The organism is Pseudomonas mosselii, from assembly GCF_003205295.1.
GTDB classification, from domain to species: Bacteria; Pseudomonadota; Gammaproteobacteria; order Pseudomonadales; family Pseudomonadaceae; genus Aquipseudomonas; species Aquipseudomonas mosselii_B.
In genome coordinates this window covers 19,630-42,003 of record NZ_QJRP01000037.1, presented here as the reverse complement: position 1 = coordinate 42,003, position 22,374 = coordinate 19,630, and the positions used below count along the sequence as shown (strand labels likewise).

Annotated in this window: 27 protein-coding genes; 20 read left to right on the top strand and 7 right to left on the bottom strand. The window is 68.0% G+C overall.

What is annotated here, in order from left to right; translation table 11 throughout:
• The 17 genes from DMX06_RS22820 to DMX06_RS22740 all read left to right on the top strand — a co-directional run.
• Nucleotides 1-345 (top strand): SCO family protein (locus DMX06_RS22820; protein WP_181427883.1); only part of this gene is annotated, 345 nt, incomplete at its 5' end.
• A complete protein-coding gene (locus DMX06_RS22815) occupies nt 342-998 on the top strand; it encodes an SCO family protein (protein WP_110739467.1) in 657 nt (218 codons plus the stop codon). The genes DMX06_RS22820 and DMX06_RS22815, both read left to right, overlap by 4 nt.
• Before the next feature lie 152 nt (nt 999-1,150).
• Entirely contained in the window at nt 1,151-2,641 is a 1,491-nt protein-coding gene (locus DMX06_RS22810; protein ID WP_375538114.1) for a cytochrome c/ABC transporter substrate-binding protein, read from the top strand.
• A gap of 21 nt (nt 2,642-2,662) precedes the next feature.
• Nucleotides 2,663-3,304, top strand: coding sequence for a SurA N-terminal domain-containing protein (locus tag DMX06_RS22805; protein ID WP_110739470.1), 642 nt, complete (start codon nt 2,663-2,665; stop codon nt 3,302-3,304).
• A 239-nt stretch (nt 3,305-3,543) separates the two neighbouring features.
• Nucleotides 3,544-4,077, top strand: coding sequence for a response regulator (locus DMX06_RS22800; RefSeq protein WP_181427882.1), 534 nt, complete (start codon nt 3,544-3,546; stop codon nt 4,075-4,077).
• 54 nt (nt 4,078-4,131) lie between these two features.
• The gene (locus DMX06_RS22795; RefSeq protein WP_258378904.1) at nt 4,132-5,931 is read left to right on the top strand and encodes a GspE/PulE family protein; all 1,800 of its coding nucleotides are present in this window, start codon (nt 4,132-4,134) and stop codon (nt 5,929-5,931) included.
• Nucleotides 5,912-6,694: a hypothetical protein gene (locus tag DMX06_RS22790; RefSeq protein ID WP_110739466.1), complete on the top strand. Its 783-nt coding sequence runs from the start codon at nt 5,912-5,914 to the stop codon at nt 6,692-6,694. The genes DMX06_RS22795 and DMX06_RS22790 overlap by 20 nt, the downstream gene beginning before the upstream one ends.
• Nucleotide 6,695: 1 nt before the next feature.
• Nucleotides 6,696-7,238 carry a PilN domain-containing protein gene (locus DMX06_RS22785; protein ID WP_110739465.1) on the top strand — a complete coding sequence of 181 codons (543 nt, stop codon included), beginning with the start codon at nt 6,696-6,698 and terminating at the stop codon, nt 7,236-7,238.
• Nucleotides 7,225-7,776 (top strand): type 4a pilus biogenesis protein PilO, encoded by a 552-nt coding sequence (gene pilO, locus DMX06_RS22780; protein WP_110739464.1) that lies wholly within the window; start codon nt 7,225-7,227, stop codon nt 7,774-7,776. The genes DMX06_RS22785 and pilO overlap by 14 nt, the downstream gene beginning before the upstream one ends.
• Nucleotides 7,776-8,282, top strand: coding sequence for a hypothetical protein (locus DMX06_RS22775; RefSeq protein ID WP_110739463.1), 507 nt, complete (start codon nt 7,776-7,778; stop codon nt 8,280-8,282). The genes pilO and DMX06_RS22775 overlap by 1 nt, the downstream gene beginning before the upstream one ends.
• Nucleotides 8,279-10,156: a secretin N-terminal domain-containing protein gene (locus DMX06_RS22770; protein ID WP_110739462.1), complete on the top strand. Its 1,878-nt coding sequence runs from the start codon at nt 8,279-8,281 to the stop codon at nt 10,154-10,156. Before DMX06_RS22775 ends, DMX06_RS22770 begins: the two co-directional genes overlap by 4 nt.
• Nucleotides 10,153-10,626: a type II secretion system protein gene (locus DMX06_RS22765; RefSeq protein ID WP_110739461.1), complete on the top strand. Its 474-nt coding sequence runs from the start codon at nt 10,153-10,155 to the stop codon at nt 10,624-10,626. Before DMX06_RS22770 ends, DMX06_RS22765 begins: the two co-directional genes overlap by 4 nt.
• Nucleotides 10,627-10,631: 5 nt before the next feature.
• The gene (locus tag DMX06_RS22760; RefSeq protein WP_110739460.1) at nt 10,632-11,006 is read left to right on the top strand and encodes a type II secretion system protein; all 375 of its coding nucleotides are present in this window, start codon (nt 10,632-10,634) and stop codon (nt 11,004-11,006) included.
• Entirely contained in the window at nt 10,981-11,499 is a 519-nt protein-coding gene (locus DMX06_RS22755) for a type II secretion system protein (RefSeq protein WP_110739459.1), read from the top strand. Before DMX06_RS22760 ends, DMX06_RS22755 begins: the two co-directional genes overlap by 26 nt.
• Entirely contained in the window at nt 11,496-11,891 is a 396-nt protein-coding gene (gene csgE, locus DMX06_RS22750; protein WP_110739458.1) for a curli production assembly/transport protein CsgE, read from the top strand. Before DMX06_RS22755 ends, csgE begins: the two co-directional genes overlap by 4 nt.
• Nucleotides 11,888-12,307 carry a curli assembly protein CsgF gene (locus DMX06_RS22745; protein WP_110739457.1) on the top strand — a complete coding sequence of 140 codons (420 nt, stop codon included), beginning with the start codon at nt 11,888-11,890 and terminating at the stop codon, nt 12,305-12,307. The genes csgE and DMX06_RS22745 overlap by 4 nt, the downstream gene beginning before the upstream one ends.
• A gap of 32 nt (nt 12,308-12,339) precedes the next feature.
• A complete protein-coding gene (locus DMX06_RS22740; RefSeq protein ID WP_110739456.1) occupies nt 12,340-13,191 on the top strand; it encodes a CsgG/HfaB family protein in 852 nt (283 codons plus the stop codon).
• Nucleotides 13,192-13,198: 7 nt separating this feature from the next.
• Here DMX06_RS22740 and DMX06_RS22735 read toward each other — a convergent pair whose 3' ends face one another.
• Nucleotides 13,199-13,615, bottom strand: coding sequence for a winged helix-turn-helix transcriptional regulator (locus tag DMX06_RS22735; RefSeq protein WP_110739455.1), 417 nt, complete (start codon nt 13,613-13,615; stop codon nt 13,199-13,201).
• A gap of 128 nt (nt 13,616-13,743) precedes the next feature.
• Here DMX06_RS22735 and DMX06_RS22730 point away from each other — a divergent pair, with 128 nt between their 5' ends.
• Complete coding sequence (locus DMX06_RS22730) at nt 13,744-14,298, top strand: ester cyclase (RefSeq protein ID WP_110739454.1); 555 nt, start codon at nt 13,744-13,746, stop codon at nt 14,296-14,298.
• Between the two features lie 146 nt (nt 14,299-14,444).
• Here the strand turns inward: DMX06_RS22730 and DMX06_RS22720 are convergent, their stop codons facing one another.
• Nucleotides 14,445-15,440 carry a polysaccharide deacetylase family protein gene (locus DMX06_RS22720; RefSeq protein WP_110739452.1) on the bottom strand — a complete coding sequence of 332 codons (996 nt, stop codon included), beginning with the start codon at nt 15,438-15,440 and terminating at the stop codon, nt 14,445-14,447.
• A gap of 107 nt (nt 15,441-15,547) precedes the next feature.
• Between DMX06_RS22720 and DMX06_RS22715 the strand changes: the two genes are divergently transcribed.
• Together DMX06_RS22715 and DMX06_RS22705 are read left to right on the top strand one after the other, a co-directional pair.
• Complete coding sequence (locus tag DMX06_RS22715) at nt 15,548-16,429, top strand: LysR family transcriptional regulator (protein ID WP_110739451.1); 882 nt, start codon at nt 15,548-15,550, stop codon at nt 16,427-16,429.
• 230 nt (nt 16,430-16,659) lie between these two features.
• Entirely contained in the window at nt 16,660-18,228 is a 1,569-nt protein-coding gene (locus tag DMX06_RS22705) for a sensor domain-containing diguanylate cyclase (protein ID WP_110739449.1), read from the top strand.
• A gap of 58 nt (nt 18,229-18,286) precedes the next feature.
• Here the strand turns inward: DMX06_RS22705 and DMX06_RS22700 are convergent, their stop codons facing one another.
• From DMX06_RS22700 to hpaD, 5 genes are all read right to left on the bottom strand, one after another.
• Nucleotides 18,287-19,246, bottom strand: a complete 960-nt coding sequence (locus DMX06_RS22700) for a ribonuclease Z (RefSeq protein WP_110739448.1) — start codon at nt 19,244-19,246, stop codon at nt 18,287-18,289.
• Nucleotides 19,247-19,386: 140 nt separating this feature from the next.
• A complete protein-coding gene (hpaI, locus tag DMX06_RS22695; RefSeq protein WP_110739447.1) occupies nt 19,387-20,187 on the bottom strand; it encodes a 4-hydroxy-2-oxoheptanedioate aldolase in 801 nt (266 codons plus the stop codon).
• A 9-nt stretch (nt 20,188-20,196) separates the two neighbouring features.
• Nucleotides 20,197-21,000, bottom strand: a complete 804-nt coding sequence (hpaH, locus tag DMX06_RS22690) for a 2-oxo-hept-4-ene-1,7-dioate hydratase (protein WP_110739446.1) — start codon at nt 20,998-21,000, stop codon at nt 20,197-20,199.
• 7 nt (nt 21,001-21,007) lie between these two features.
• On the bottom strand, nt 21,008-21,418 hold the full coding sequence (locus tag DMX06_RS22685) for a 5-carboxymethyl-2-hydroxymuconate Delta-isomerase (protein ID WP_110739445.1): 411 nt from the start codon (nt 21,416-21,418) through the stop codon (nt 21,008-21,010).
• 11 nt (nt 21,419-21,429) lie between these two features.
• The gene (hpaD, locus tag DMX06_RS22680) at nt 21,430-22,353 is read right to left on the bottom strand and encodes a 3,4-dihydroxyphenylacetate 2,3-dioxygenase (RefSeq protein ID WP_110739444.1); all 924 of its coding nucleotides are present in this window, start codon (nt 22,351-22,353) and stop codon (nt 21,430-21,432) included.
• Nucleotides 22,354-22,374: the final 21 nt, after the last annotated feature.

Below are 22,374 nucleotides of genomic sequence, written 5' to 3'. Positions count from 1 at the left end.
GTGGGCGAGGAGATCCGCCTGGTGTCGATCAGCGTCGATCCGCAGCGCGATGATTCGAAACGCCTGGCCGGGTATGCCCGGGCGTTCCAGCACGGGCCGGGGTGGAGCTGGCTGACCGGCTCGCCCTATGCCATCAGCGAGACGCTCAAGGGGCTGGGCAGCTTCAGCGCCAACCTCAGCGAGCACCCGCCGCTGATCCTGGTCGGGGACGGGCGCAGCGGGCACTGGACGCGCTATTACGGCTTCACCGACCCCAACGTGCTGATCGGCGAGATCAACCGCCTGAGCGCGCGCCGGGTGCACGCCAAGAGTACGGCCATCGCCGGCCAGGAGGTGCAGCCATGAGCGCCCAGACCTCCCGCCATGCCGGCATGCGCAGCCTCGACTGGCTGGTGCTCGGTGGCTGCCTGTGGATCCTCGCCTCGGTCGCGTTCGCCCACGAGGGCCACGCGCCGGCGCCGCAACCCGCGCCGCAGCCCATGGTCAGCGGCGGTGGCACCCGCGATGCGCAGACCTGGTTCACCGACACCGTGCTCAAGGACCAGGACGGCCGCGAACTGCGTTTCTACAGCGATGTGCTCAAGGACAAGGTGGTGATGCTCAACGTGATCTTCACCCACTGCAACGACGCCTGTCCGCTGATCACCCGCAAGTTGCGCGAGGTGCGCGAGGCCATGGGGCCCGAGCTTGCGGCCCAGGTGACCTTCGTCTCGGTGAGCAGCGACCCGCTGAACGACACGCCCGAGGTGCTCAAGGCGTTTGCCCACAAGCAAGGGGTGGACGGGCCGAACTGGCTGTTCCTGACCGGCGACAAGGCCAGCGTCGACCTGGTGCTCGGGCGCCTGGGGCAGTTCCTGCCCAGCCCCGAGCAGCATTCGACGCAGTTGATCGCAGGCGACGTGGCAGGCAAGCGCTGGAGCAAGATCCGCCCGGACGCGCCACCGGCGGCGATCGCTCAGCGCATGCAGCTGCTGACCCAACCGCTGGCGGGGCGGTGAACATCATGAAGCCCTGGGCAATCGGGCGGTACGGCCCCTGTGGGAGCGGGTTTACCCGCGAATGCGTCAGTGAGCCCAGTGCAGCATTCGCGGGTAAACCCGCTCCCACAGGAGGCGCTGCAGGCATCAGAAATGGCCTGCCCCTGTACCTGATGTTGATCCTGATGATGTGCAACACCTCGCACGCACTGGATCTGACGGCCCAGGAGCAAGCGGGCAAACGCCTCTACCGCGAAGGCCTCTCCAGCAGCGACGCCCAGTTGCTGGCCCGGGTGGGCCCCGGGGACATGAGCGTGCCGGCCAGCGTGCTGCCCTGCGCCAGTTGCCATGGCAACGACGGGCGCGGCCGCAGCGAGGGCGGGGTGCGGCCGCCAAGCCTGGACTGGCAGCGCCTGGCCCTCGGCCCGGGTGATCGCGAGGCCAACAACCGACGCTACCCGGCTTATACCGACGCCAGCCTGGCACGGGTCGTGGGCAGCGGCGTCGATCCCGCCGGCAACCGCCTGGACCCGGCCATGCCGCGCTTCGAGCTGAGCCTGGCCGACCAGCGCAACCTGGCGGCCTACCTCAAGCGCCTGGTCGAGGACCGCGACCCGGGCGTGGAGGAGGGTACCTTGCGCCTCGGTACCTTGCTCCCCGAGCAAGGCCCGCTGGCAGAGGCCGGGCGGACGGTGAGGGCGGTGCTGGAGGATGGCGTCGCACAGTTGAACCAGGCGGGGGGGATCCATGGGCGTCGTTTGCAACTGATCGCGCTGGACCCAGGACCGAATCCGGCCAGCACAGCCCAGGCGCTGGACAAGCTGATACATAGAGAGCGGATTTTCGCCCTGATCGCGCCGGTTGCACCGTTGCTCGACAGCCGCCAGCTGGAGCAGGCGGGCCTGCCGCTGATCGGTGCCACGCCGCGCAGTGGTGGCAGTTCCCAGGTGTTCGACCCTTTGCCGGGCGTGCCCGAGCAATTGCTCAGCGTGGCCTTGCATGCCCGCGATGCGTTTGGCCTGGCCCCCGATGCCGTGCGGGTGGTCTATGCCGGCGAGGACCAGGCCGAGACGGCACAGGTGCTACAGCAGCGTTTGCGTCAACTGGGCTTCACCGGCGTGTCCGTGCAAGCGTTCACCGGCCAGGCGGTAGCGGGCGAAGGCATCGTCTTCCTGGGGCGCGCCCAGGCGTTTGCCGAGCTGGCGTCCAGCCTGCAGGCCGGTGGACGCAACCCTTACCTGCTCGCCGCGTCGAGCCAGGTGGCCGGCGCCGTGCCGGGGTTGGCAACGGCCTGGTCGCGGCGGGTACTTTTGGCCTATCCGTTCGTGCCCGGCGACTGGAGCGCGCGGGGGCGGGCGACCCTGGCCGGTGTGCAGCAGCGCCAGGGGCTGGAACCGCGGCAGGCTTCGTTGCAGGTCAGCACGTTGTGCGCCTGGCAGTTGCTGGTCGAAGCCTTGAAACAGGTCGGGCGCGATGCCAGCCGTGAACAGCTGCTCGGCGCCCTGGAGCAATTGCATGACGTCGATACCGGGCTCACGCCGCTGCTGGGCTTCGGCCCCGGGCGCCGCCAGGGCATGGCGGGCGCCCATGTGGTGGCGGTGAGCCTGCCGGGGCCGGACTATGTCGAGTTGGCGCCGTATCGCCCGGTGCCGGACACACCATGACCGCTTCAGGAGTGGATGACCATGCGCATACTGTTTACCTGCCTGTTGTCATTGCTTGCCCTGGCAAGCCACGCCGACACGCCGGTGGCACGGGTCAACGGCGTGGACATCGGCGTGCTGCGCCTGGAGCGCTATTTCAGCGAATACCTCCAGGCCCAGGGGCGGGCGGTGGCGAGCATCCGCAACCCCAACCTGTACCAGCGCCTACGCGAGCAGGCCCTGGACGAACTGATCGACAAGGAGCTGTTGTGGCAGGAGGCCCAGCGCCAAGGCATCGAGGTCAGCGACGCCCAGGTGACGGCCCGGGTCGGCGAGGTGGAGGCGGCCTTCGGAAGCCCTGCGGTGTTCGAGCGCCGCCTGGAGGAGGCGGACTTCGATCGGCGCAGCTTCGCTGACTACACTCGTCAGGAGATGGCTGCCCAGCAGGTCTACGCCCGCCTGACGGCGGTGGCAGAGCCCAGCGAAGCCGAGGTCGCGGCCTTCCATCAGGCCAATCGGCAAAGACTGCAAGGAACGCAGAACCAAAGTGATAATACTTCGGTCTTACCTGAATACGGCCTGCGCCTGGCCAGGGATGCGCTCGTCGCGCAATTGCAGGCCCAGGCGCGGCAAGCGGTGCGCCAACGTTTGCGTGATTCCGCTACAGTGGAACGCGCCGACTGAAGGGGTGCCTGGGCGTTCCCCCACAGTTGGGGAATGCCCCAAAGGCAAAGTGCCATCAGCTTCCCCGGTTGTGGGGGAAGACCTGCCGGCATGGCCTGGAGTGGATTTAAAGCAACAACGATATCAATGACTTGTAAGCGGTGCGCTATGACTTTTCATGCCTGGCACGAAGCCTGCTCAAGCCTCTACAAGGCCGCACTTCGCAGACCGGGAAACCGGGCAGTTCATGGGAGTGGACCTTGGTGAACAGAGTATTGGTAGTCGATGACGAACAGACCCTTGCGCAGAACCTGCAAGCGTATCTGCAGGCGCAAGGCCTGGAGGTCCATCTCGCCCATGACGGTACCTCGGGTATCGAACTGGCCGAGAACCTGGCACCGGACGTGATCGTGCTGGATTACCGCTTGCCCGATATGGAGGGGTTTCAGGTCCTGGAGACCGTGCGCAGGAACAGGTCGTGTCATTTCGTGCTGATTACCGCCCACCCGACCGCCGAGGTCCGTGAGCGCGCCGCCGAGCTGGGTGTGACCCATGTCCTGTTCAAGCCGTTCCCGCTGATGGAACTGGCCCGCGCCGTCTTCGACCTGATGGGCATCGAGCGCCAGCGCAGGAGCACCGACCAGCCGGCCACGGGGTTCGTCGAGCGACGCCAGAACAGGAACGAGTCGTTCCCCTTGCAGTTGTACGATGGCAGCTGGGTCCTGGCCGACCGCCGACGCAACGGCGCCAGGCCAGGCGAACCTGACGACGAACAACTGCTCACCGGGGAATAGCGGCGCCCAAGGTCCCCCGGCCTGCGGCGCCGCCCCTGAGCGGAGTCGCAGGCCATGTCCCAGGCAATCGATACAACCTCGGAAGATCCGCTGTCGGTACCGGCCTCTTCGCGGGTAAACCCGCTCCCACTGGGCCCCCATGCTTCCCGCCATTGCGCCGAACCTGTGGGAGCGGGTTTACCCGCGAACGGGGCACTGGTGATTCCAGGCTATTCCCGCGACCTCCTGGCCCAGGCCCGCCAGCAAGCCGGCGAAGAGCGCCTGCTGGCCTGCCTGGAGCGCCTCTGCAGCGACACGCCCGCCACCTTCACCCAGCGCCTGGCCATCACCCTGCATTACCCGGCACTCGCCACCCAGACCCTGTTCGCCTGCGCCCCGGCCTTCGACCAGGTCAGCCTGGCGCAATGCCTGAAGCGCGAATTCGCCCTGGTCGAGCACAACGGCGAGCGGGTCGGCGTGTTCGCCGACCCCTTCGACAGTGCCCGCCTGGCCTGGATCGACGACTGCCTGCAGGGCGCGCCGCTGTACCTGGTCCACGCCGCCGACCTGGCCGCGTTCCTGGCCCGCCACGAAGAGAGCTTCCACGCCGTCGATGCCCTCGGCCACGACGCCGAGGCCGGTGGCGAGGCCGACCCGCTGCAGCGCCTGTCGCTGACCAGCATCAGCGAAGACCAGAGCCGGGTGGTCAAACTGGTCAACTCGACCCTGTACGACGCCCTCAAGCTGCACGCCAGCGACATCCACTTAGGCATGACCGGCCAGGGCCTGACCATCAAGTACCGCATCGACGGCGTGCTCAACGGTGCCGGCAAGGCCAGCGGCAGCGCCTTCGCCGAGCAGGTGATCTCGCGCATCAAGGTCATGGCCGAGCTGGACATCGGCGAGAAGCGCGTGCCCCAGGACGGGCGCTTCAAGGTGGTCATCGGCGAGCGGCAGATCGATTTTCGCGTCTCGATCATGCCGAGCATCTTCGGCGAGGACGCGGTGCTGCGGGTGCTGGACAAGCAGGACCTGTCCGACCAGGTCAGCGGCGTGCGGTTGCAGGCGCTGGGCTTCGAGGAGCACACCTTGTGCGCCCTGCGCCGGCTGGCCGGCGAGCCCTACGGCATGATCCTGGTGACCGGACCGACCGGCAGCGGCAAGACCACCACCCTCTACGCCATGCTCAGCGAGATCAACCACGGCATGGACAAGATCATCACCATCGAGGACCCGGTCGAGTACCAACTGCCCGGCGTGCTGCAGATTCCGGTCAACGAGAAGAAGGGCCTGACCTTCGCCCGCGGCCTGCGTTCGATCCTGCGCCACGACCCGGACAAGATCCTGGTCGGCGAGATCCGCGACCCGGACACCGCGCAGATCGCCGTGCAGTCGGCGCTGACCGGGCACCTGGTGTTCACCACCATCCACGCCAACAACGTGTTCGATGTGATCGGCCGCTTCAGCCAGATGCAGGTCGACCCCTACAGCTTCGTCTCGGCGCTCAACGCCGTGCTGGCCCAGCGCCTGGTACGCCTGGCCTGCCCGCACTGCGCGGTGCCCTGCGAGCCCGACGACGAACTGCTGGCCGCCTCGGGCCTGGCCCGTGGCGCGGTGACCGGCTGGCGCTTCGTGCGCGCCCAGGGCTGCGGCCAGTGCCGTGGCAGCGGCTACCGCGGGCGCAGCGCCATTGCCGAACTGCTGCACCTGGACGACGACCTGCGGCAGATGATCGTCGAACGCCGCCCGCTCGCGCAGATCAAGCAGCTGGCCTGCCAACGCGGCCTGCGCCTGCTGCGCGCCTCGGCCCTGGACCTGGTCCGCGACGGCCGCACCACACTCGAGGAGATCAACCGTGTCACATTTATCGCCTGATCGGTACTGCGCCGTGCTCGGCGCCGAGGGTGTCGGCCTGGGTCGCTGGCACGGACATCAACACCAGTGGCTGGGCAGCCGCGCCTTCAACTGCGATGCCGCCCAGCCCGCCTGGGCCCCGGCCCTGGAGGCCCTGGCCGGCCTGCTCGGCGAGCACCCGGCACGCGGCGCGCAACTGCGGGTGCTGCTCTCGGCCCGCTACAGCCGCTTCTGCCTGGTGCCCTGGAGCGACGCCATCGGCACCCCGGGCGAGCTGGACATCTACGCCCGGGCCTGCTTCGAACACCTCTACGGCCAGGCCCTGGACGACTGGCGCATCGTGCTGTCGCCGGAGCCGGCGGGCGCCGCGCGCATCGCCACCGCGCTGCCCGAGGCGCTGCTCCAGGGCCTGCAGGCCCTGGGCCGGGAAAGCCGCCTGAGCCTGCGCTCGGTGCAGCCTTACCTGATGGCCGCCTACAACCGCTGCTCGTCGCAGCTGGCCCAGGGCGACTTCCTGTTCGTGCTCGCCGAGCCGCGCCGCAGCGTGCTGCTGCTGGCCGCCGGCGGCGCCTGGCAGCAGGTGCTGGCCCAGGGCTGCGCCGACAGCGACCAGGCCCTGCAGGCGCTGATCGAGCGCACCTGCGAGCTGTACGGTGAGCAGCCGCCGCGGGTGTACCTGCACGCGCCGGGACGTACGGCGGCCTCGCAGCTGGCGGCGGTGCAGCTGTGCGCGCCGAGCGCCGAGGCCGATCCGCTGTGCGCCATGTGGCGGGCGGTGGCCTGACATGCGCCGCCTCGACCTGGAATTCCAGCCCCGCCACAGCAGCCCCCTGGCCTGGTCGCTGCTGGCCCTGGGCGGCGCCGTGCTGGCAGTGCTGGTGCTGGCCCAGCAGCAACTGGTGAGCGAGCAGGTAGACCTGGAAGGCCGCGTGCACCAGCTCGAACTCAAGCTCGGCCGGCGCCCGGCCACCGCTGCCGTGCAGAGCAGCGCGGTGATCCGCGAGCAGGCCGAGCGCCTGGCACAGATGCGCAGCGTCTCGCAGCAACTGCAGCGGCCCTGGCAGCAACTGTTCGCCATGCTCGAGGCCATGCCGCAGGAAGACGTGGCGCTGCTCAGCCTCACCCCCGACGCACGCAAGGGCCAGGTCCGCATCAGCGCCGAGGCGCGCAACCTCGAGGCGATGCTGCAGTACCACCAGCGCCTGGAGCGCAGCGCCGAGCTGTCCGACGTGTCGCTGCTCAACCACGAGGTGCTGGCCGGGCAGGCCGAGCATCCGGTGCGCTTCAACCTCACCGCCACCTGGGAGACCGGCCATGCGCGTCCCTAGCCTGATCGTCCACGAAGCGCTGCGGCGCCTTGGCCGGGCAGGGCTGGCGGCGCTGCTGGTTGGCGCCCTGGCGCTGGCCGTCGCCCTGGCCGGGGTGCTGCCGCACTGGCAGGCGGTGCGCGAACTGCGTGCCAGCGAGGCCGATGCCAGCGTCCAGGTACAGCGCCTGGCGCGCGGCGAGCTGAAGGTCCAGGCCCGGCCCGAGCAACAGGCGCTGGATGAGCTGCGCCAGCAGCTGCCCGGCCAGCCCCAGGCCAGCGAGCTGATCGAGCGCCTGTACCACCTGGCCAGCGCCGAGCGCATCAGCCTGTCCCGCGGCGAGTACGCCCTGGGGGTGGACCCCAAGACTCAGCTTGCGCGCTACCAGATCGTCCTGCCGGTGCGGGGCAGCTACCCGCAGATCCGAGGCTTTCTCAAGGCACTGCTCGGCCAATTGCCGACCCTGGTGCTGGAGGACCTGGAGCTGCAGCGCAAGCGGATCGGTGACCGGGAACTGACCGGTCGTGTGCGCATGACCCTTTACCTGTCGAGGTCGTGATGAACACTCAGCGTGCGGTGATGTGGGCCGGGTTCCTGGGGATGAGCGCCGCGCTGGCGTGGGCGCCGGGGCACTGGTTCGGCCTGGAGGACGAGGCGGCCCCTTTCGCGGGTAAACCCGCTCCCACAGGGTCCCGGGATGCAGCTGACCCTGTGGGAGCGGGTTTACCCGCGAAGAGGCCGGAACAGGCTTCCACAGACCTGTTCCCCAGCCAGCAATGGACCCCACCCCAGGCCCTGGCCACCGTCACCGAGCAACCCGTGGTCACCGCTCCGGTGGCCGTCGCGCCCACCGCCCCGACGCTGCCGTTTCGCTTCATCGGCCGCATGGGCGAGCGCGACGACCTGCAGATCTTCCTGCAGAGCGGCGACAAGCTCTACGTCGTGCGCCAGGGCGATGTGATCGATGACACCTACCGTCTGGACCACGTCTCGGCCACCGAGCTGAGCCTGGTCTACCTGCCACTGCACCAGCCACAGACCCTGTCTGTCGGGAGCGCCCCATGAAATCGTCGAAGTTGTGCAAGCCTGCACCGTTCATGCTCCTGGCCCTGTGCGTGGCCATCGGCGGATGCGGCTCGAGCGCCGCGCGCAAGGACAGCCAGGAATTGATCAAGGAAGGCCAGTACGAGGCCGGGATCGCCCGCCTGGAAGAGGCCCTGCGCGAGGATCCGCGTGACACCGAACTGAACATCGCCCTGGCCCACGGCCGCCAGGCTGCGGTCGAGGCGCTGCTGACCCAGGCCGACAGCGACCGCGTGCGCCACGACTTCGCCGGCGCGCGCATGGGCTACGGCCGGGTGCTGACCATAGAGGCCAACAACCGCCGCGCCCAGGAAGGCATCCGCCAGCTGGAGCTGATCCGCACCCTCGACGATCGCGTCGCCCTCGGCCAGGCGGCGTTGCGCCAGGGCGACCTGTTCGGCGCCGAGCGCTACATGCGCGAGGTGCTGCGCCTGGATCCGCAGAACCAGAAAGGCCAGATGCTGCGCAGCGACATCGAGAACGTCCAGGCGCGTACCGCCACGCCGTACCCGCAGCTGCGCAGCAAGCTGGAACGCCCGGTCACCCTGGAGTTTCGCGATGCTGACCTTAAGACCATCTTCGAGGTGCTGGCCCAGGTCGCCGGGATCAACTTCATCTTCGACAAGGACCTGCGCCCGGACATGAAGGCCACCATCTTCGTGCGCGAGGTACGCATCGAGGACGCCGTGGCCCTGCTGCTGGAGCAGAACCAGCTGCGCCAGAAGATCGTCAACGACAACACCTTGCTGATCTACCCGGACTCGCCGCAGAAGACCAAGGACTACCAGGAATTGGTCATGCGCACCTTCTACCTGACCAGCATCGACGCCAACACCGCGCTGAACATGGTCAAGACCATGCTCAAGACCCGTGACGTGTTCGTCGACGAGCGCCTCAACACCCTGACCATGCGCGACACCCCCGACGCCGTGCGCATGGTCGAGAAGCTGCTGCAGTCCCAGGATCAGTCCAACCCCGAGGTGGTGCTGGAGGTGGAGGTGATGGAGGTGGCCACCTCGCGCATCCTCGACCTCGGCCTGCAATGGCCCAACACCTTTGGCGTGCTGACCAGCGACGGCAAGTCGGTGAGCGTGCTCGACCAGCTGCGCGGCATCGACTCCAGCCGGATCAGCATCTCGCCGGCGCCGCAGGCCAAGATCAACGCCCAGGACAAGGACATCAACACCCTGGCAAGCCCCGTGATCCGGGTCAGCAACCGCGAGCAGGCGCGCATCCACATCGGCCAGCGGGTGCCGATCATCAGCGCGACCTCGGTGCCCTCGACCCAGGGCCCGGTGATCACCGAGAGCGTCACCTACCTGGACGTCGGCCTCAAGCTCGAAGTGCAGCCCACCGTGCACCTGAACAACGAGGTGGCGATCAAGGTGGCCCTGGAAGTGAGCAACGCCACGCCCCTGGAGGCGACCCGCCAGGGCACCATCCCTGTCCAGGTCGATACCCGCAATGCCCAGACCAGCCTGCGCCTGCATGACGGCGAGACCCAGGTGCTGGCCGGGCTGGTACGCAACGACCACAACGCCAGCGGCAACAAGATCCCCGGGTTGGGTGACATTCCCGGCCTGGGCCGGCTGTTCGGCAGCAACAAGGACGACATGAGCAAGTCCGAGCTGGTGCTGGCGATCACCCCGCGCATCGTGCGCAACCTGCCGTACCAGAGCCCGTCGGACATGGAGTTCGCCACCGGCACCGAGTCGGCCCTGCAGGTGCGCCAGCTGGCCCAGCCGGTGCCGGCCAGCGCCGTGCCCACCGAGGTGCCGGGCAGCAAGTCGCAGGAGGCGCCGCTGGTCGAAGGGCAGATGGCGGTGGTGCCCGCCAGCCCGAGGCCACGGCCATGACACGTCGCCAGCAGGGCTTCAGTCTGATCGAGGTGGTGCTGACCCTGGCGCTGCTCGGGCTGCTCGCCAGCATGGCCGCGCCACTGACCGAGACCGTGGTGCGCCGGGGCAAGGAGCAGCAGCTGCGCGAGGCCCTGTACCAGATCCGCGACGCCATCGATGCCTACAAGCGCGCCTTCGACGCCGGCTACATCGAGAAGCGCCTGAACGGCAGCGGCTATCCGCCGAACCTGCAGGTGCTGGTGGACGGCGTGCGCGATGTGCGCAGCGCCAAGGGCGCGAAGTTCTACTTCCTGCGGCGCATCCCCCACGACCCGCTGCGCGCCGTCAAGGCCGACGACCAGGGCGGCTGGGGCCTGCGCGCCTACGACAGCGCGGCCGACAGCCCGCGCGAGGGCGAGGACGTGTTCGACGTGTACTCCCTGGCCGCCGGCAAGGGCCTCAACAACGTCCCCTACGGGCAATGGTGACGGCGATGAAACCGAGCAAGGGCTTCACCCTCATCGAACTGCTGGTGGTGATGGCGATCATCGCCACCCTGATGACCATCGCCATGCCGCGCTACTTCAACAGCCTGGAGGCCTCCCGCGAGGCCACCCTGCGCCAGAGCCTGGCGGTACTGCGCGAGGCGCTGGACCACTTCTACGGCGACACCGGGCACTACCCCGATTCCCTCGACCAGCTGGTGGAGCAGCGCTACCTGCGCAACACCCCGGTCGACCCGATCACCGAACGTCGCGATGCCTGGCAGCTGGTGCCACCGCCCGAGGGCGTGGCCGGCGGGGTGGCCGACATCAAGAGTGGAGCCAGCGGGAGGGCGCGTGATGGCAGCCTCTATGCCGAATGGTGAAACCGGCTTCACCTATCTGGGCGTGCTGCTGCTGATCGCCATCAGCAGCGTGGCCCTGGCGGCTACCGGCACCCTGTGGGCCACCAGCGTGCAGCGTGAGCGCGAGCGCCAGCTGCTGTGGGTGGGCGGCCAGTATGCCCAGGCACTGCGCAGCTACTACCGCGCCTCGCCGGGCCTGGCCCAGTACCCGCAGGAGCTGGGCGAGCTGGTGGAGGACAACCGTTTCCCGGCGCCGCAGCGCCACCTGCGCAGGCTCTACCCAGACCCTGTCGGCGGCCAAGAGTGGGGCCTGCTGCGCGCGGTCGATGGCCGCATCACCGGAGTGTACAGCCGCTCCGAGGCCGCGCCGCTCAAGCGCAGCGGCTTCGACGCCCAGTGGAACGGCTTCGAGGGGCTGGAGCACTACAGCGACTGGCAGTTCGTCGCCGAACAGGCCTTTGCCGAGAGCGCCGGCGACGCCCGGCGGCATGCAGGCCCGGGAGAGGCGCCATGAAACGCCTGGCCGCGCTGGTGTGCCTGTGCCTGGCCCTGCTGCAGGGCCAGGCCCGGGCGGGTGCCGAGGACGAGATGATGGGTTTCATCGTCGACAACACCATCTCGCACATCGGCCACGACTTCTATCACGCCTTCAGCGACCGGCTGCGCGCCACCAGCCGGCTCGACTTCAACCTGGTGGTGCGTGAACGCCCGGATGCCCGCTGGGGCAGCCTGGTGACGGTGGAATACGAGCGCGAGGTGTTGTACCGGCGCTTCCTGCCGCCCAACACCACGCAACTCAACGACGAGGCCATCGCGGCCGCCGACCTGGTCAGGCAACAGATCATCCAGCGCAAGCTGCAACGACTGCTGCAGGACACAACTGATCTTGAGAGGGACGAGCTATGAGCACCCACCTTGCACGACGCATCGCCGCCTGCCTGCTGGCTGCCGGCCTCGGTGGCCAGGCCCTGGCCACGGAGTTGGTGTACACCCCGGTCAACCCGTCCTTCGGCGGCAACCCGATCAATGGCGCCTGGCTGCTGAACAACGCCCAGGCGCAGAACGACTACGACGATCCCGACCTCAAGGACCGCAGCTCGGCGTTCGCCGGCACCTCGGCCCTGGAGCGCTTCAGCAACCAGCTCGAGTCGCGCCTGCTCGGGCAACTGCTGGACAACATCAGCAACGGCAACACCGGCAGCATGTCCACCGACGCCTTCCTGATCGACGTCATCGACGACTCGGGGGCGCTGAGCATCAAGGTCACCGACCGGGCCACCGGGGAAGTCTCGATCATTGAGGTCAGCGGCCTGAACCCCTGAGAGGGAAGGGTCTTTACTGGGGAGAGAACGCCATGAAACGCCTGCTGAGCACACTGCTGGTCCTCGCTGCCCTGGGTAGCCTGCAAGGCTGCGGCCTGCGCGAGCCGATGCCCGCCGAACAGGACCCCGAGACCCCGACGCTGACGCCGCGGGCCTCGACCTACTACGATCTGGTCAACATGCCCCGGCCACGCGGTCGGCTGATGGCGGTGGTGTACGGCTTCCGCGACCAGACCGGGCAATACAAACCGACCCCGGCCAGTTCGTTTTCCACCAGCGTCACCCAGGGGGCGGCTAGCATGTTGATGGACGCGCTCAACGCCAGTGGCTGGTTCGTGGTGCTGGAGCGCGAGGGCCTGCAGAACCTGCTGACCGAGCGCAAGATCATCCGCGCCTCGCAGAAGAAGCCCGACGTCGCGGAAAACATCCAGGGCGAGCTGCCGCCGCTGCAGGCGGCCAACCTGATGCTTGAGGGCGGCATCATCGCCTATGACACCAACGTGCGCAGCGGCGGCGAGGGTGCCCGCTACCTGGGCATCGGCCTGTCCCGGGAGTACCGGGTCGACCAGGTTACGGTCAACCTGCGGGCGGTGGACGTGCGCACCGGCCAGGTGCTGGCCAACGTGATGACCAGCAAGACCATCTACTCGGTCGGGCAGAACGCCGGGGTGTTCAAGTTCATCGAGTTCAAGAAGCTGCTCGAGGCCGAGGTGGGCTACACCACCAACGAGCCGGCGCAGCTGTGCGTGCTGTCGGCCATCGAAGCCGCGGTGGGCCACCTGCTGGCCCAGGGGATCGAGCGGCGGTTGTGGCAGGTGGCGGGGGATGGGGCGGGGGACAAGGCGGTGCTGGACAAGTACCTGAGTCAGTATCAGCAGCCGTAAGTCGAGGTTACGCGCTTGCCTGCAGGCGTGGGGGGCACCCTTGGTTCGGCCTGTCATCGTAGCGTTGTCGAGCCTGAACTATCGCCGGCATGTTCGATTCCGCCCAGTGCGCCAGGCGTTCCACGGTGCCACCCAGTGTCGCGCCCAATTCGGTCAGGGCGTACTCGACGGTGGGCGGCACGGTCGGGTGTACCTGGCGTTCCACCAGACCGTCGCGCTCGAGCTTCTTGAGGGTCTGCGACAGCACCTTCTGCGAGACGCCGGCGATATCCCGACGCAGTTGGTTGAAGCGCACCCGTTCGCCGGCGCTGAGCCGGTCGATGAGCAGCAGCACCCATTTGTCGGCCAGGCGATCGAGCACCAGGCGTGCCGGGCAGTTCGGGGCGAAGACGTCGTAGGCCGGGCATTCGCGGTAGTGGGCCATGGGTTACTCCAGGGTAATCAGGTGAGTGAAAAGTGCCTTCTTGAGCGCTTCGTCGGGGCTGGTTAGGCTGTTGTCCATGGTTCGCGGCCGCGCCATGCCCCCTTGTTAACGCACTGAAGGAAATCAGGATGAATACCGAAACCAAGGCTTCGGCGCTGCGTGCCGCCCGCTGGATCTCCACGCTGCTGCTGACTGCGGCGGCCAACCTGGGCAACGCCAGCGAACTGGTGACGCCGGTCACGCTGGTGGTCGACCAGAGCCTGCCCGAGGCCCAGGCGCAGCAGCAGATCCTTGCCGCCCGCCGCTACGACACCTTCTGGAACACCGGCGACGAGGCCATGGCCCGCGCCGCGCTGGCCGCCGACTTTCGCGACAACACCCTGCCGCCGGGGCGGGCGCAGGGCGTCGAAGGGCCGCTGAAGGCTTCCCGGGCATTCCGCGCGGCGGTGCCGGACCTGCGCTGCGAGGTGCTGCAGATGATCGTCGCCGGCGACCGGGTCACCGCTGCGCTGCGCTTCACCGGCCACTTCACCGGCACGCTGGGCGAGCATCAGGGCCAGGGCCAGGCCATCGACTTCATCGCCATGGACATTTATCGCATCGCCGATGGCCGGATCGCCGAGGACTGGCATCTGGAGGACAACCTGGCGTTCATGCGCCAGGCGGGCCTGGTGGGGCAGTGAGCAAGTAAGTGGCCCCAACGCAACCCCTGTAGGAGCGGCCTTGTGTCGCGAAAGGGCCGCAAAGCGGCCCCGGGATTTCAGCGTCGAAGCAGATATCGCTGGGGCCGCTTCGCGGCCCTTTCGCGACACAAGGCCGCTCCTACAGGTTAGGCGTAAGGCCGTCTTGCTGTGCCGAACACCCGCGGCGGATTGACCGGCGCATCGCCCTGGGCCAGGGTCCAGCGGGCGATGTCGTCCTTGCGCATGAACGCCACGCCGGCATGGCTGCGGGCATAGGCGAAGAACTGGTCCAGCGCCCGCACCACGGTGGGTGTGCCGCCGATGCGGTCATGGGCCGACAGCGACATCAGCCGGCGACGCTGGCGGCCTTCGGCGTACAGCACGTCGAATTCGTCCTTGAGCTCCTGCAGCAGGGCGGCGCCGGTCATCGCCGTGGATCCGGCGATGCGGCCGATGTCATTGTTGCGCAGGGTGTAGGGCACCACGGCGAACGGCTTGCCGCGCACCGGGGTGATCGAGGGCTCGTCGCGGGCCAGGTCGTCGATGTGGTAGAGGAAACCCAGGTCCTGGAGGATATTCAGGGTCTCGCGGGAGTGGCGCATCCAGAACGCGTTGAAACCCAGCGGACGTTGCCCGGTGACGCGCTCGATGATGGCGCTGGCCTGCTCGTACTGGCGGCGCTCCTCGGCGGGCGTCAGGCTGTACTGGGGGGCCCAGTGCAGACCGTGCCCGGCGGCTTCGTGACCACGCCGGACCACCTCGGCCGCCAGCTCCGGGTACGCTTGCACGGCCTGGCCGACCATGTGCGAGGTGACCTTGATGCCGTGCTGGTCGAACAACGCGAGCAGGCGCGGCACGCCTTCCAGCGGGCCGTAGCGGTACCAGCTGGGGGCGATGGTGTCGGGGTAGCGTGGATCCAGTGGCGGGAAGGGGCTTTCGGCATGCTCCGGCTGCCCACCCGATTCGAATTGCAAAGACACCGAGATCACCAGTTGCACGCCGTTGGGCCAGAACGCCTTGCCATCGCCGCTACCTGGCGTCGTCCCGCTGGTGCTGCCTGGCTCGCTCGCCAGTGCCGCGCCCGCCGCCACGGCGATGCCGCCGGCGAGGGTGCCTTTCATGAAGTCTCTTCTGCTGGTCATCGGTTCGCTCCTGAGTGCGTGGGTTTCGATGCCGGCAGTGTAATTAGCGAAAAAATCGCCAATAATCAGCCGAAAGGCAAAATCATATTTCGGAAAAAGCGAAAACCATGCTGGATCATCTGGCCTTGTTCCTGACCATCATCGAAAAGGGCAGCCTGTCGGCGGCGGGCCGCGAGCGCGGCCTGTCACCGGCCACTGTGTCCGAGCGCCTGTCGGCGCTGGAGGCGCATTACGGGGTGGCGCTGCTGACCCGCAGCACCCGCTCGCTCAGCCTGACCGACGCCGGTCGCCTGCTGGCCGACGGCGCCCGGCGCTTGCTGGCCGAGGCCGACGAGCTTGAGAACCAGCTGCGGCACGGCCAGCAGAAGATCTCCGGGCTGGTACGCCTGAGCGCCCCGGTGGACCTCGGCCAGCACTGCATCGCGCCGCTGCTCGACCGCTTCCTCGCCGAGCACCCCGAGGTGTCGATCGACCTGGACCTGACCGATGGCTACGTCGACCTTGTGGGGCAGGGCATCGACTTCGCCGTCCGTTACGGCACATTGGCCGACAGCTCACTGCGCGCCCGGCCCCTGGGTGATAACCGCCGGGTGGTGTGCGCCGCGCCCGATTATTTGCGTCGGCATGGAACACCGCTGCACCCGGACGACCTGTCGCGTCACGACTGCATCATCATGCGCTTCGGCATTCACACCGAGCGGGTCTGGCCGTTTCGTCTGGGCTCGGCGGCGTATCCGGTCAGCGTGCGCGGGCGGCGGGTCGCCAACAACGGCGAGCAGGTGCGGCGCTGGGCCCTGGACGGGCATGGCCTGTGCCTGAAGTCGCTGCGCGATGTGCAGGATGACCTGGACAGTGGCCGGCTGGTGGAGGTGCTGGGCGACTTCAGCGCCGGGCAGGTGGCGCTGCAGATCGTCTATCCGCCGGCCCGGGTGCAGCCGAGGCGGGTGCGGGCGCTGATGGAAGCGATCGTGGCGGAGCTTGGGGCATAGTGTTGAACGGGGCCTTGTGGGAGCGGCCTTGTGTCGCGAAAGGGCCGCACAGCGGCCCCAGCGGCGTCTGCCCTGATGCGAAAATCCCGGGGCTGCTTTGCAGCCCTTTCGCGACACAAGGCCGCTCCCACAGAAGAAGGACAGTTGTGCCCATGTATCTGCTGCGAACACCCAGCAGTTGCGCTGAACTATAGTGATGGGCGGCCAGTGCGTGACGACAAGGGACTTTGATGGCAGCAGCCAGGAAACACACTGATGACGGCGTCTTCGCGGTGACCGGCGAGGGCCGCGCCGTGTCGTTGTTCCGCTTGGTGCTCGGTTTCATGGCCGTGGTGATGCTGGCGTTCGTGCTGATCGAGGGTTGGCGGATCTGGCGCGAGTACCGGCAGGCGTTCAGCGACGCCGAGAACGCGGTCACCAACCTGGCACGGGCCACCGCCCAGCACGCCGAGGACGCCATCCGCCAGGTGGACGCGATCACCGCCGTCCTGGCCGAGCGCCTGGAAGGCGATGGCTTCGCCCATGTCGATCGACCGCGTATGCACGCCCTGCTCAAGCAACAGGCGCGGATCATGCCGCAATTGCACGGCCTGTTCGTCTATGGCGCCGATGGCAGCTGGATCGTCACCGACAAGGATGCCGTGCCGCCGGGCGCCAACAACGCCGACCGCGACTATTTCATCTACCACCAGACCCACGCCGACCGTCAGGTGCGCATCGGCTCGGTGGTGCGCAGCCGCTCAACGGGCGATCTGATCATCCCCATCTCGCGGCGCCTGGACCTGCCCGATGGCCACTTCGCGGGGGTGCTGCTGGGCACCATCAAGGTCGACTGGTTCGTGCGTTACTACGGCGACTTCAAGATCGATGAACGTGGCGCCCTGGTGCTGGCCAAGCGCGACGGCACCATCCTCGTGCGCCGGCCGTTCGTCGAGCAGGTCATCGGCCGCAGCCTGGCCGGCAGCGAGATCTTCCGTCATTACCTGCCCTACGCCAGCGAAGGGGTGGCCGAGGCGGTGGCAGTGGTTGACGGCACGACGCGGTTGTACGCGTTCCGCGCGCTGTCCAGCTACCCGCTGGTGGTGCAGGCGGGCTTGTCCCGCGAGTCGATCGTCGGGCCCTGGCGGCATGACATGATCAAGTCGGTGGCCGTGCTGGTCCTGCTGCTGATTGGCCTGGCCGGCTTCGGCTGGATCGTTTTACGCCAATTGCGCGAGCGCATCGCCATCGAGCGCGCGCTGCACCAGGCCCACCAGACCCTCAAGGCGCTGGCTCTGAGCGACAGCCTGACCGGGTTGGGCAACCGCCGACGCCTGGACGCGGTGTTCGAGCCGGAGATCCGCCGGGCGCGCCGCCAGGGCCGGCCGCTGGCCCTGGTGATGCTCGACCTGGACTACTTCAAGGCCTATAACGATCGCTACGGCCACCCGGCGGGCGACCAGTGCCTGCGGCGTTTCGCCGAGCTGTTGCGACAGGCGCTGAAGCGCCCAGGGGACCTGGCGGTGCGTTATGGTGGCGAGGAGTTCACCCTGTTGTTGCCCGATACCGATGTCCAGGGCGCCAGCCAGATCGTCCAGGAGATCCTGCAGCTGTTGCGCCGGCTGGGCATCGAGCATGCCGGCAGCCCGTTGGGGCATGTCACGGCCAGTGCCGGTATCGCGGTGGGTGCACCGACGCTGGAGACGGTGACCCCGGAGAACCTGATGGCGGCGGCGGATGCGGCGCTTTATGAAGCCAAGCGTCAGGGGCGGGATCGCTACTGTCTTGCGGCCAGCGCGGAGCAGCATCCGGCGCATTGAGGCCGCAGGAATCGCCCAGGCATCACCAGCGTTGTGCGGGCATTCGTGGGAGCGGGCGTTACTCGACCTCGACCAACACCCCATCACGGCCAAGCCGATAACGCTGCAGGTCCCGGGCCAGGGTCAGGTGCCCGTTGTAGTGCGCCAGCGCCTCTTCACGCACCTCCTCGATGGAGCCACCACGCCCGCCGCCCGACTGGTAGCGGGCACTGAAATGCGTCAGCACCAAATTCTTCACCCCCGCCGTTTCGGCGAAGCGCGCCACTGCGGCGGCGGTGCTGTGGCCGAAGGTCGCCTGGGCACGCTCGACCACCGGCTGGGTGAAGGTCGCCTCATGGACCAGCACATCCACGTTCGCCGCCAGCGTGCTCAACAGCTCCGGGCGATCATTGTCGCCACAGACGATGATCCGCTGCGCCGGGCGCGTCGGTTGCAGGTAGGCCTGTGGGTCGAGCTGGCGCCCCTCGTGCTCGACAGTCCTGCCACGGGCCAACTGCCCCCACAGCGGCCCGGCAGGAATGCCGTCGGCCTGCAGGCGCTGTGTGTCCAGCCGTGGCTCTGGGTCACGCTCCTCGAACACGAAACCGTAGGACGGCACCCGGTGCGACAGCTCGACCACGCCGATCTGCACATTGCCATGTTCCAGCCCGGTGAAGGTCTCGACCGGCTGCATCTGCAGCTCGAAGGGCAGGTAGGTATCGCTGACCGCCAGGCTCTGGCGCACCCAGGCCTGCAGGTCGGCCGGTAAAACCAGCTGCAGCGGCTCCTTGCGCCCCGACATGCCGGCGCTGGCCAGCAGCCCCGGCAAGCCGAAGCAGTGGTCGCCGTGCACATGGGTGATGAGGATGGCGCGCAGGTCGCGCACCGACAGCGGGCTGTGCAGCAACTGGTGTTGGGTACCTTCGCCGCAATCGACCAGGTACCAGCCGGTGCCGGACGATTCGATGACCGCGGTCGCACTGACGTTGCGGGCCTTGGTGGGCACACCGGAAGAGGTGCCCAGAAACTGCAGGTCCATTGCCTGACTCCTTGATTCGATGTTGTTGCGGCCCCGCAGTGCGGGGCGCGCGGAGGCTAGCATGGTGCTGCCGGAGGGGCCAGTGCTGCTTCCTGCTGTCACCGGACCGCTCCCAACATCGAGCTTACGCCCTGCAAAGCCTAGTAGACACTGCCCTGGGCGATGGCAGCGTTCCCCTCCTTGAACTTGCCCGCCAACCCCTGCAAGCCGCGCATCAGCACTGTGGTGTCGACCCCTACGGCGACGAACGCCGCGCCCAGCTCGATATACCGTCGCGCCAGCGCTTCGTCGGCGCTGAGGATCCCCGCCGCCTTGCCGGCCCGGCCGATGCGTACGATGGCGTCGTCGATGGCCGCCTGCACTTCGGGATGCCCCGGATTACCCCGGTGTCCCATGGCCGCGCTGAGGTCGGCGGGGCCAATGAACACGCCATCGACGCCTTCGACGGCGCAGATCGCATCGAGGTTGGCCAGCCCTTCGCGGTTCTCCACCTGCACCAGCAGGCACATCTGTTCGTCGGCCTGGTCCAGGTAGCCGGGGATGCTGTTCCAGCGCGACGCCCGCGCCAAAGCGCTGCCGACACCGCGCACGCCCTGGGGTGGGTAACGCATCGCCCGCACCAGCTGGCGTGCCTGTTCGGCGCTTTCGACCATGGGCACCAGCAGGGTCTGCGCGCCGATATCCAGCAGTTGCTTGATCAGCGCGGTGTCGCCGATCACCGGGCGCACGATGGGTTGGGCCGGGTAGGGCGCTACTGCCTGCAACTGGCCGAGCAGGCTGCGCAGGTCGTTGGGCGCGTGCTCGCCGTCGAGCAGCAGCCAGTCGAAGCCGGCGTTGGCCGCCAGCTCCGCGCTGTACGGGTCGGCCAGGCCGAGCCACAGGCCGATCTGCGCCTGGCCGCCGCGCAGGCGTTGCTTGAAGGTATTGATGGGCATGTCCATGGCGGTTCCTCAGACGAATCGGCAGGCGATCGACCCCAGCAGGTCGTAGTCGGCGTGAAAGGTATCGCCGGGGCGGGCGGCCACCGGGCGGGTGAACGAGCCGCCGAGAATGATCTGGCCGGCCTCCAGGCCCACGTCGTATGGCGCCAGCTTGTTGGCCAGCCAGGCCACGCCCTTGGCCGGGTGGTTGAGTACCGCCGCCGACACGCCGGACTCCTCGATCACGCCGTTGCGGTACAGCACCGCCGGCACCTTGCGCAGGTCGACGTCGCCCGGGCGCACGGCGCGACCGCCCATGACCACGCCGGCGTTGGCGGCGTTGTCGGAGATTGTGTCGAACACCTTGCGGGTGGCGCCGCTGAGCGGGTCGACCTGCTGGATGCGCGCATCGATGATCTCCAGGGCCGGAATCACCCACTCGGTGGCGTCGAGCACATCGAACAGGGTCACGTTAGGTCCCTTGAGCGGCTTGCCGAGGATGAACGCCAGTTCCACCTCGACCCGGGGCACGATGAAGCGCTCGAAGGGAATGTCGCTGCCTTCGTCGAACAGCATGTCGTCGAGCAGCGCGCCGTAGTCCGGCTCGGTGATGTTCGAGGAGACTTGCATGGCCCGGGAGGTGAGGCCGATCTTGTGGCCGACCAGCTTGCGGCCGTCCTTGATCTTCTGCGCCACCCAGGCACGCTGGATGGCATAGGCGTCCTCGATGCTGATCGAGGGGTGTTCCAGGGAGAACTGGCCGACCTGTTCGCGGGTGCGTTCTGCCTGGTCGAGGCGGGCGGCGGCTTGCTGGATGATGCGGGCGTCGAGCATGGAGACCTCAGGGCTGACGGGGGAACAGGGGATGCAGGCTGCTGTGCTTGGCGTCGTACACCTGCGCCTGGCTTTCATCGATCTGCAGGGTCAGCCCGACCGGGCGACGTTCCAGCAGCGCGTCCAACTGCCGACGCAGCACCGCCAGCAGCGCATCGCCGACCTGCCGGTGCACTGTGGCGCTGCGACCGCTGCCCATGCGCAGGTTGGCGTAGACGAAGCCGTAGTCGCCACGACCATCGGCGATCGCCGCGTGGGCGGCCGGGTAGGCCAGCACGCGGGTGCCGCCGGTGGGGAACACCTGGCGATCATGTTCGTCGCGCTGGGCGAGCATGCAGTCGGCCAGGGCGCGGCACAGGCCGGGCATATCGGCATCGGCTTCGATGTCCGGGCTGTAGAGCAGGACCAGATGGGGCATGAAGCTGCTCCTTACAGGCGGCTGGCGGACGTGACGCCGGCCGGGTTCGAGGCCTGGGCGGCGGGGATCGCGCTGCCGTCCTGCGGCGTGACCGGGAAGATCGCGTTGATCTGGCCGGTGCCGGAGGAGCCGAAGTACGGCGTCACCACCTCGGCCTTGGCGTCGTACTGCGACCAGCCCAGGGCGCCGAGCAGCATCGCGGTGTCGTGCATGAAGCCTTCGCCGTGGCCCTTGACCGCGTACTCGGGCAGCATCGCGCAGAAGTCGGCCCAGTCGCCGTCCTGCCACATGCGCACCACGCGGTGGTCGAGGGTCTCCAGGAACGGGCTCCAGACCTTGGTGGCAAAGTCCGGGGCCTGGCCGTTCTGGGCAAAGCGGTGCGACAGCGAGCCACTGGCCAGGAAGGCCACGGTGCCGTCGTAGTGGTCCTCGACCGCCTTGCGCATGGCCCAACCCAGGCGCGCGCTGTCGTTGAGGTAATGCGAGGTGCACAGCGCCGAGACCGAGATCACCTTGAAGTGGCGGTCGGCGTTCATGTAACGCATCGGTACCAGGGTGCCGTACTCCGGGGCCAGGGTGGTGGCGTCGTGGGCCATGGTCTCCACGCCCAGGCGGTTGCATTCCTCGGCCAGCAGACGCCCGAGCTCAGGGTTGCCGGGAAAACCGTAGTCCATGTTGGCGATGAAGTGCGGCAGTTCGTTGCTGGTGTACAGGCCTTCGAAGTGCGCGGCGCAGTTGATGTGGTAGTTGGCGTTGACCAGCCAGTGGGTGTCGAACACGACGATGGTGTCCACGCCCAGTTCGCGGCAGCGCCGGCCGATCTCGTGGTGGCCGTCGATGGCCGCCTGGCGAAAGCCCTGGCGGGGGCCGGGCAGTTCGGACAGGTACATCGAGGGCACATGGGTGATCTTGGCGGCAAGAGCGAGTTTGCCCATGGGAATCTCCTGTGATTGTTG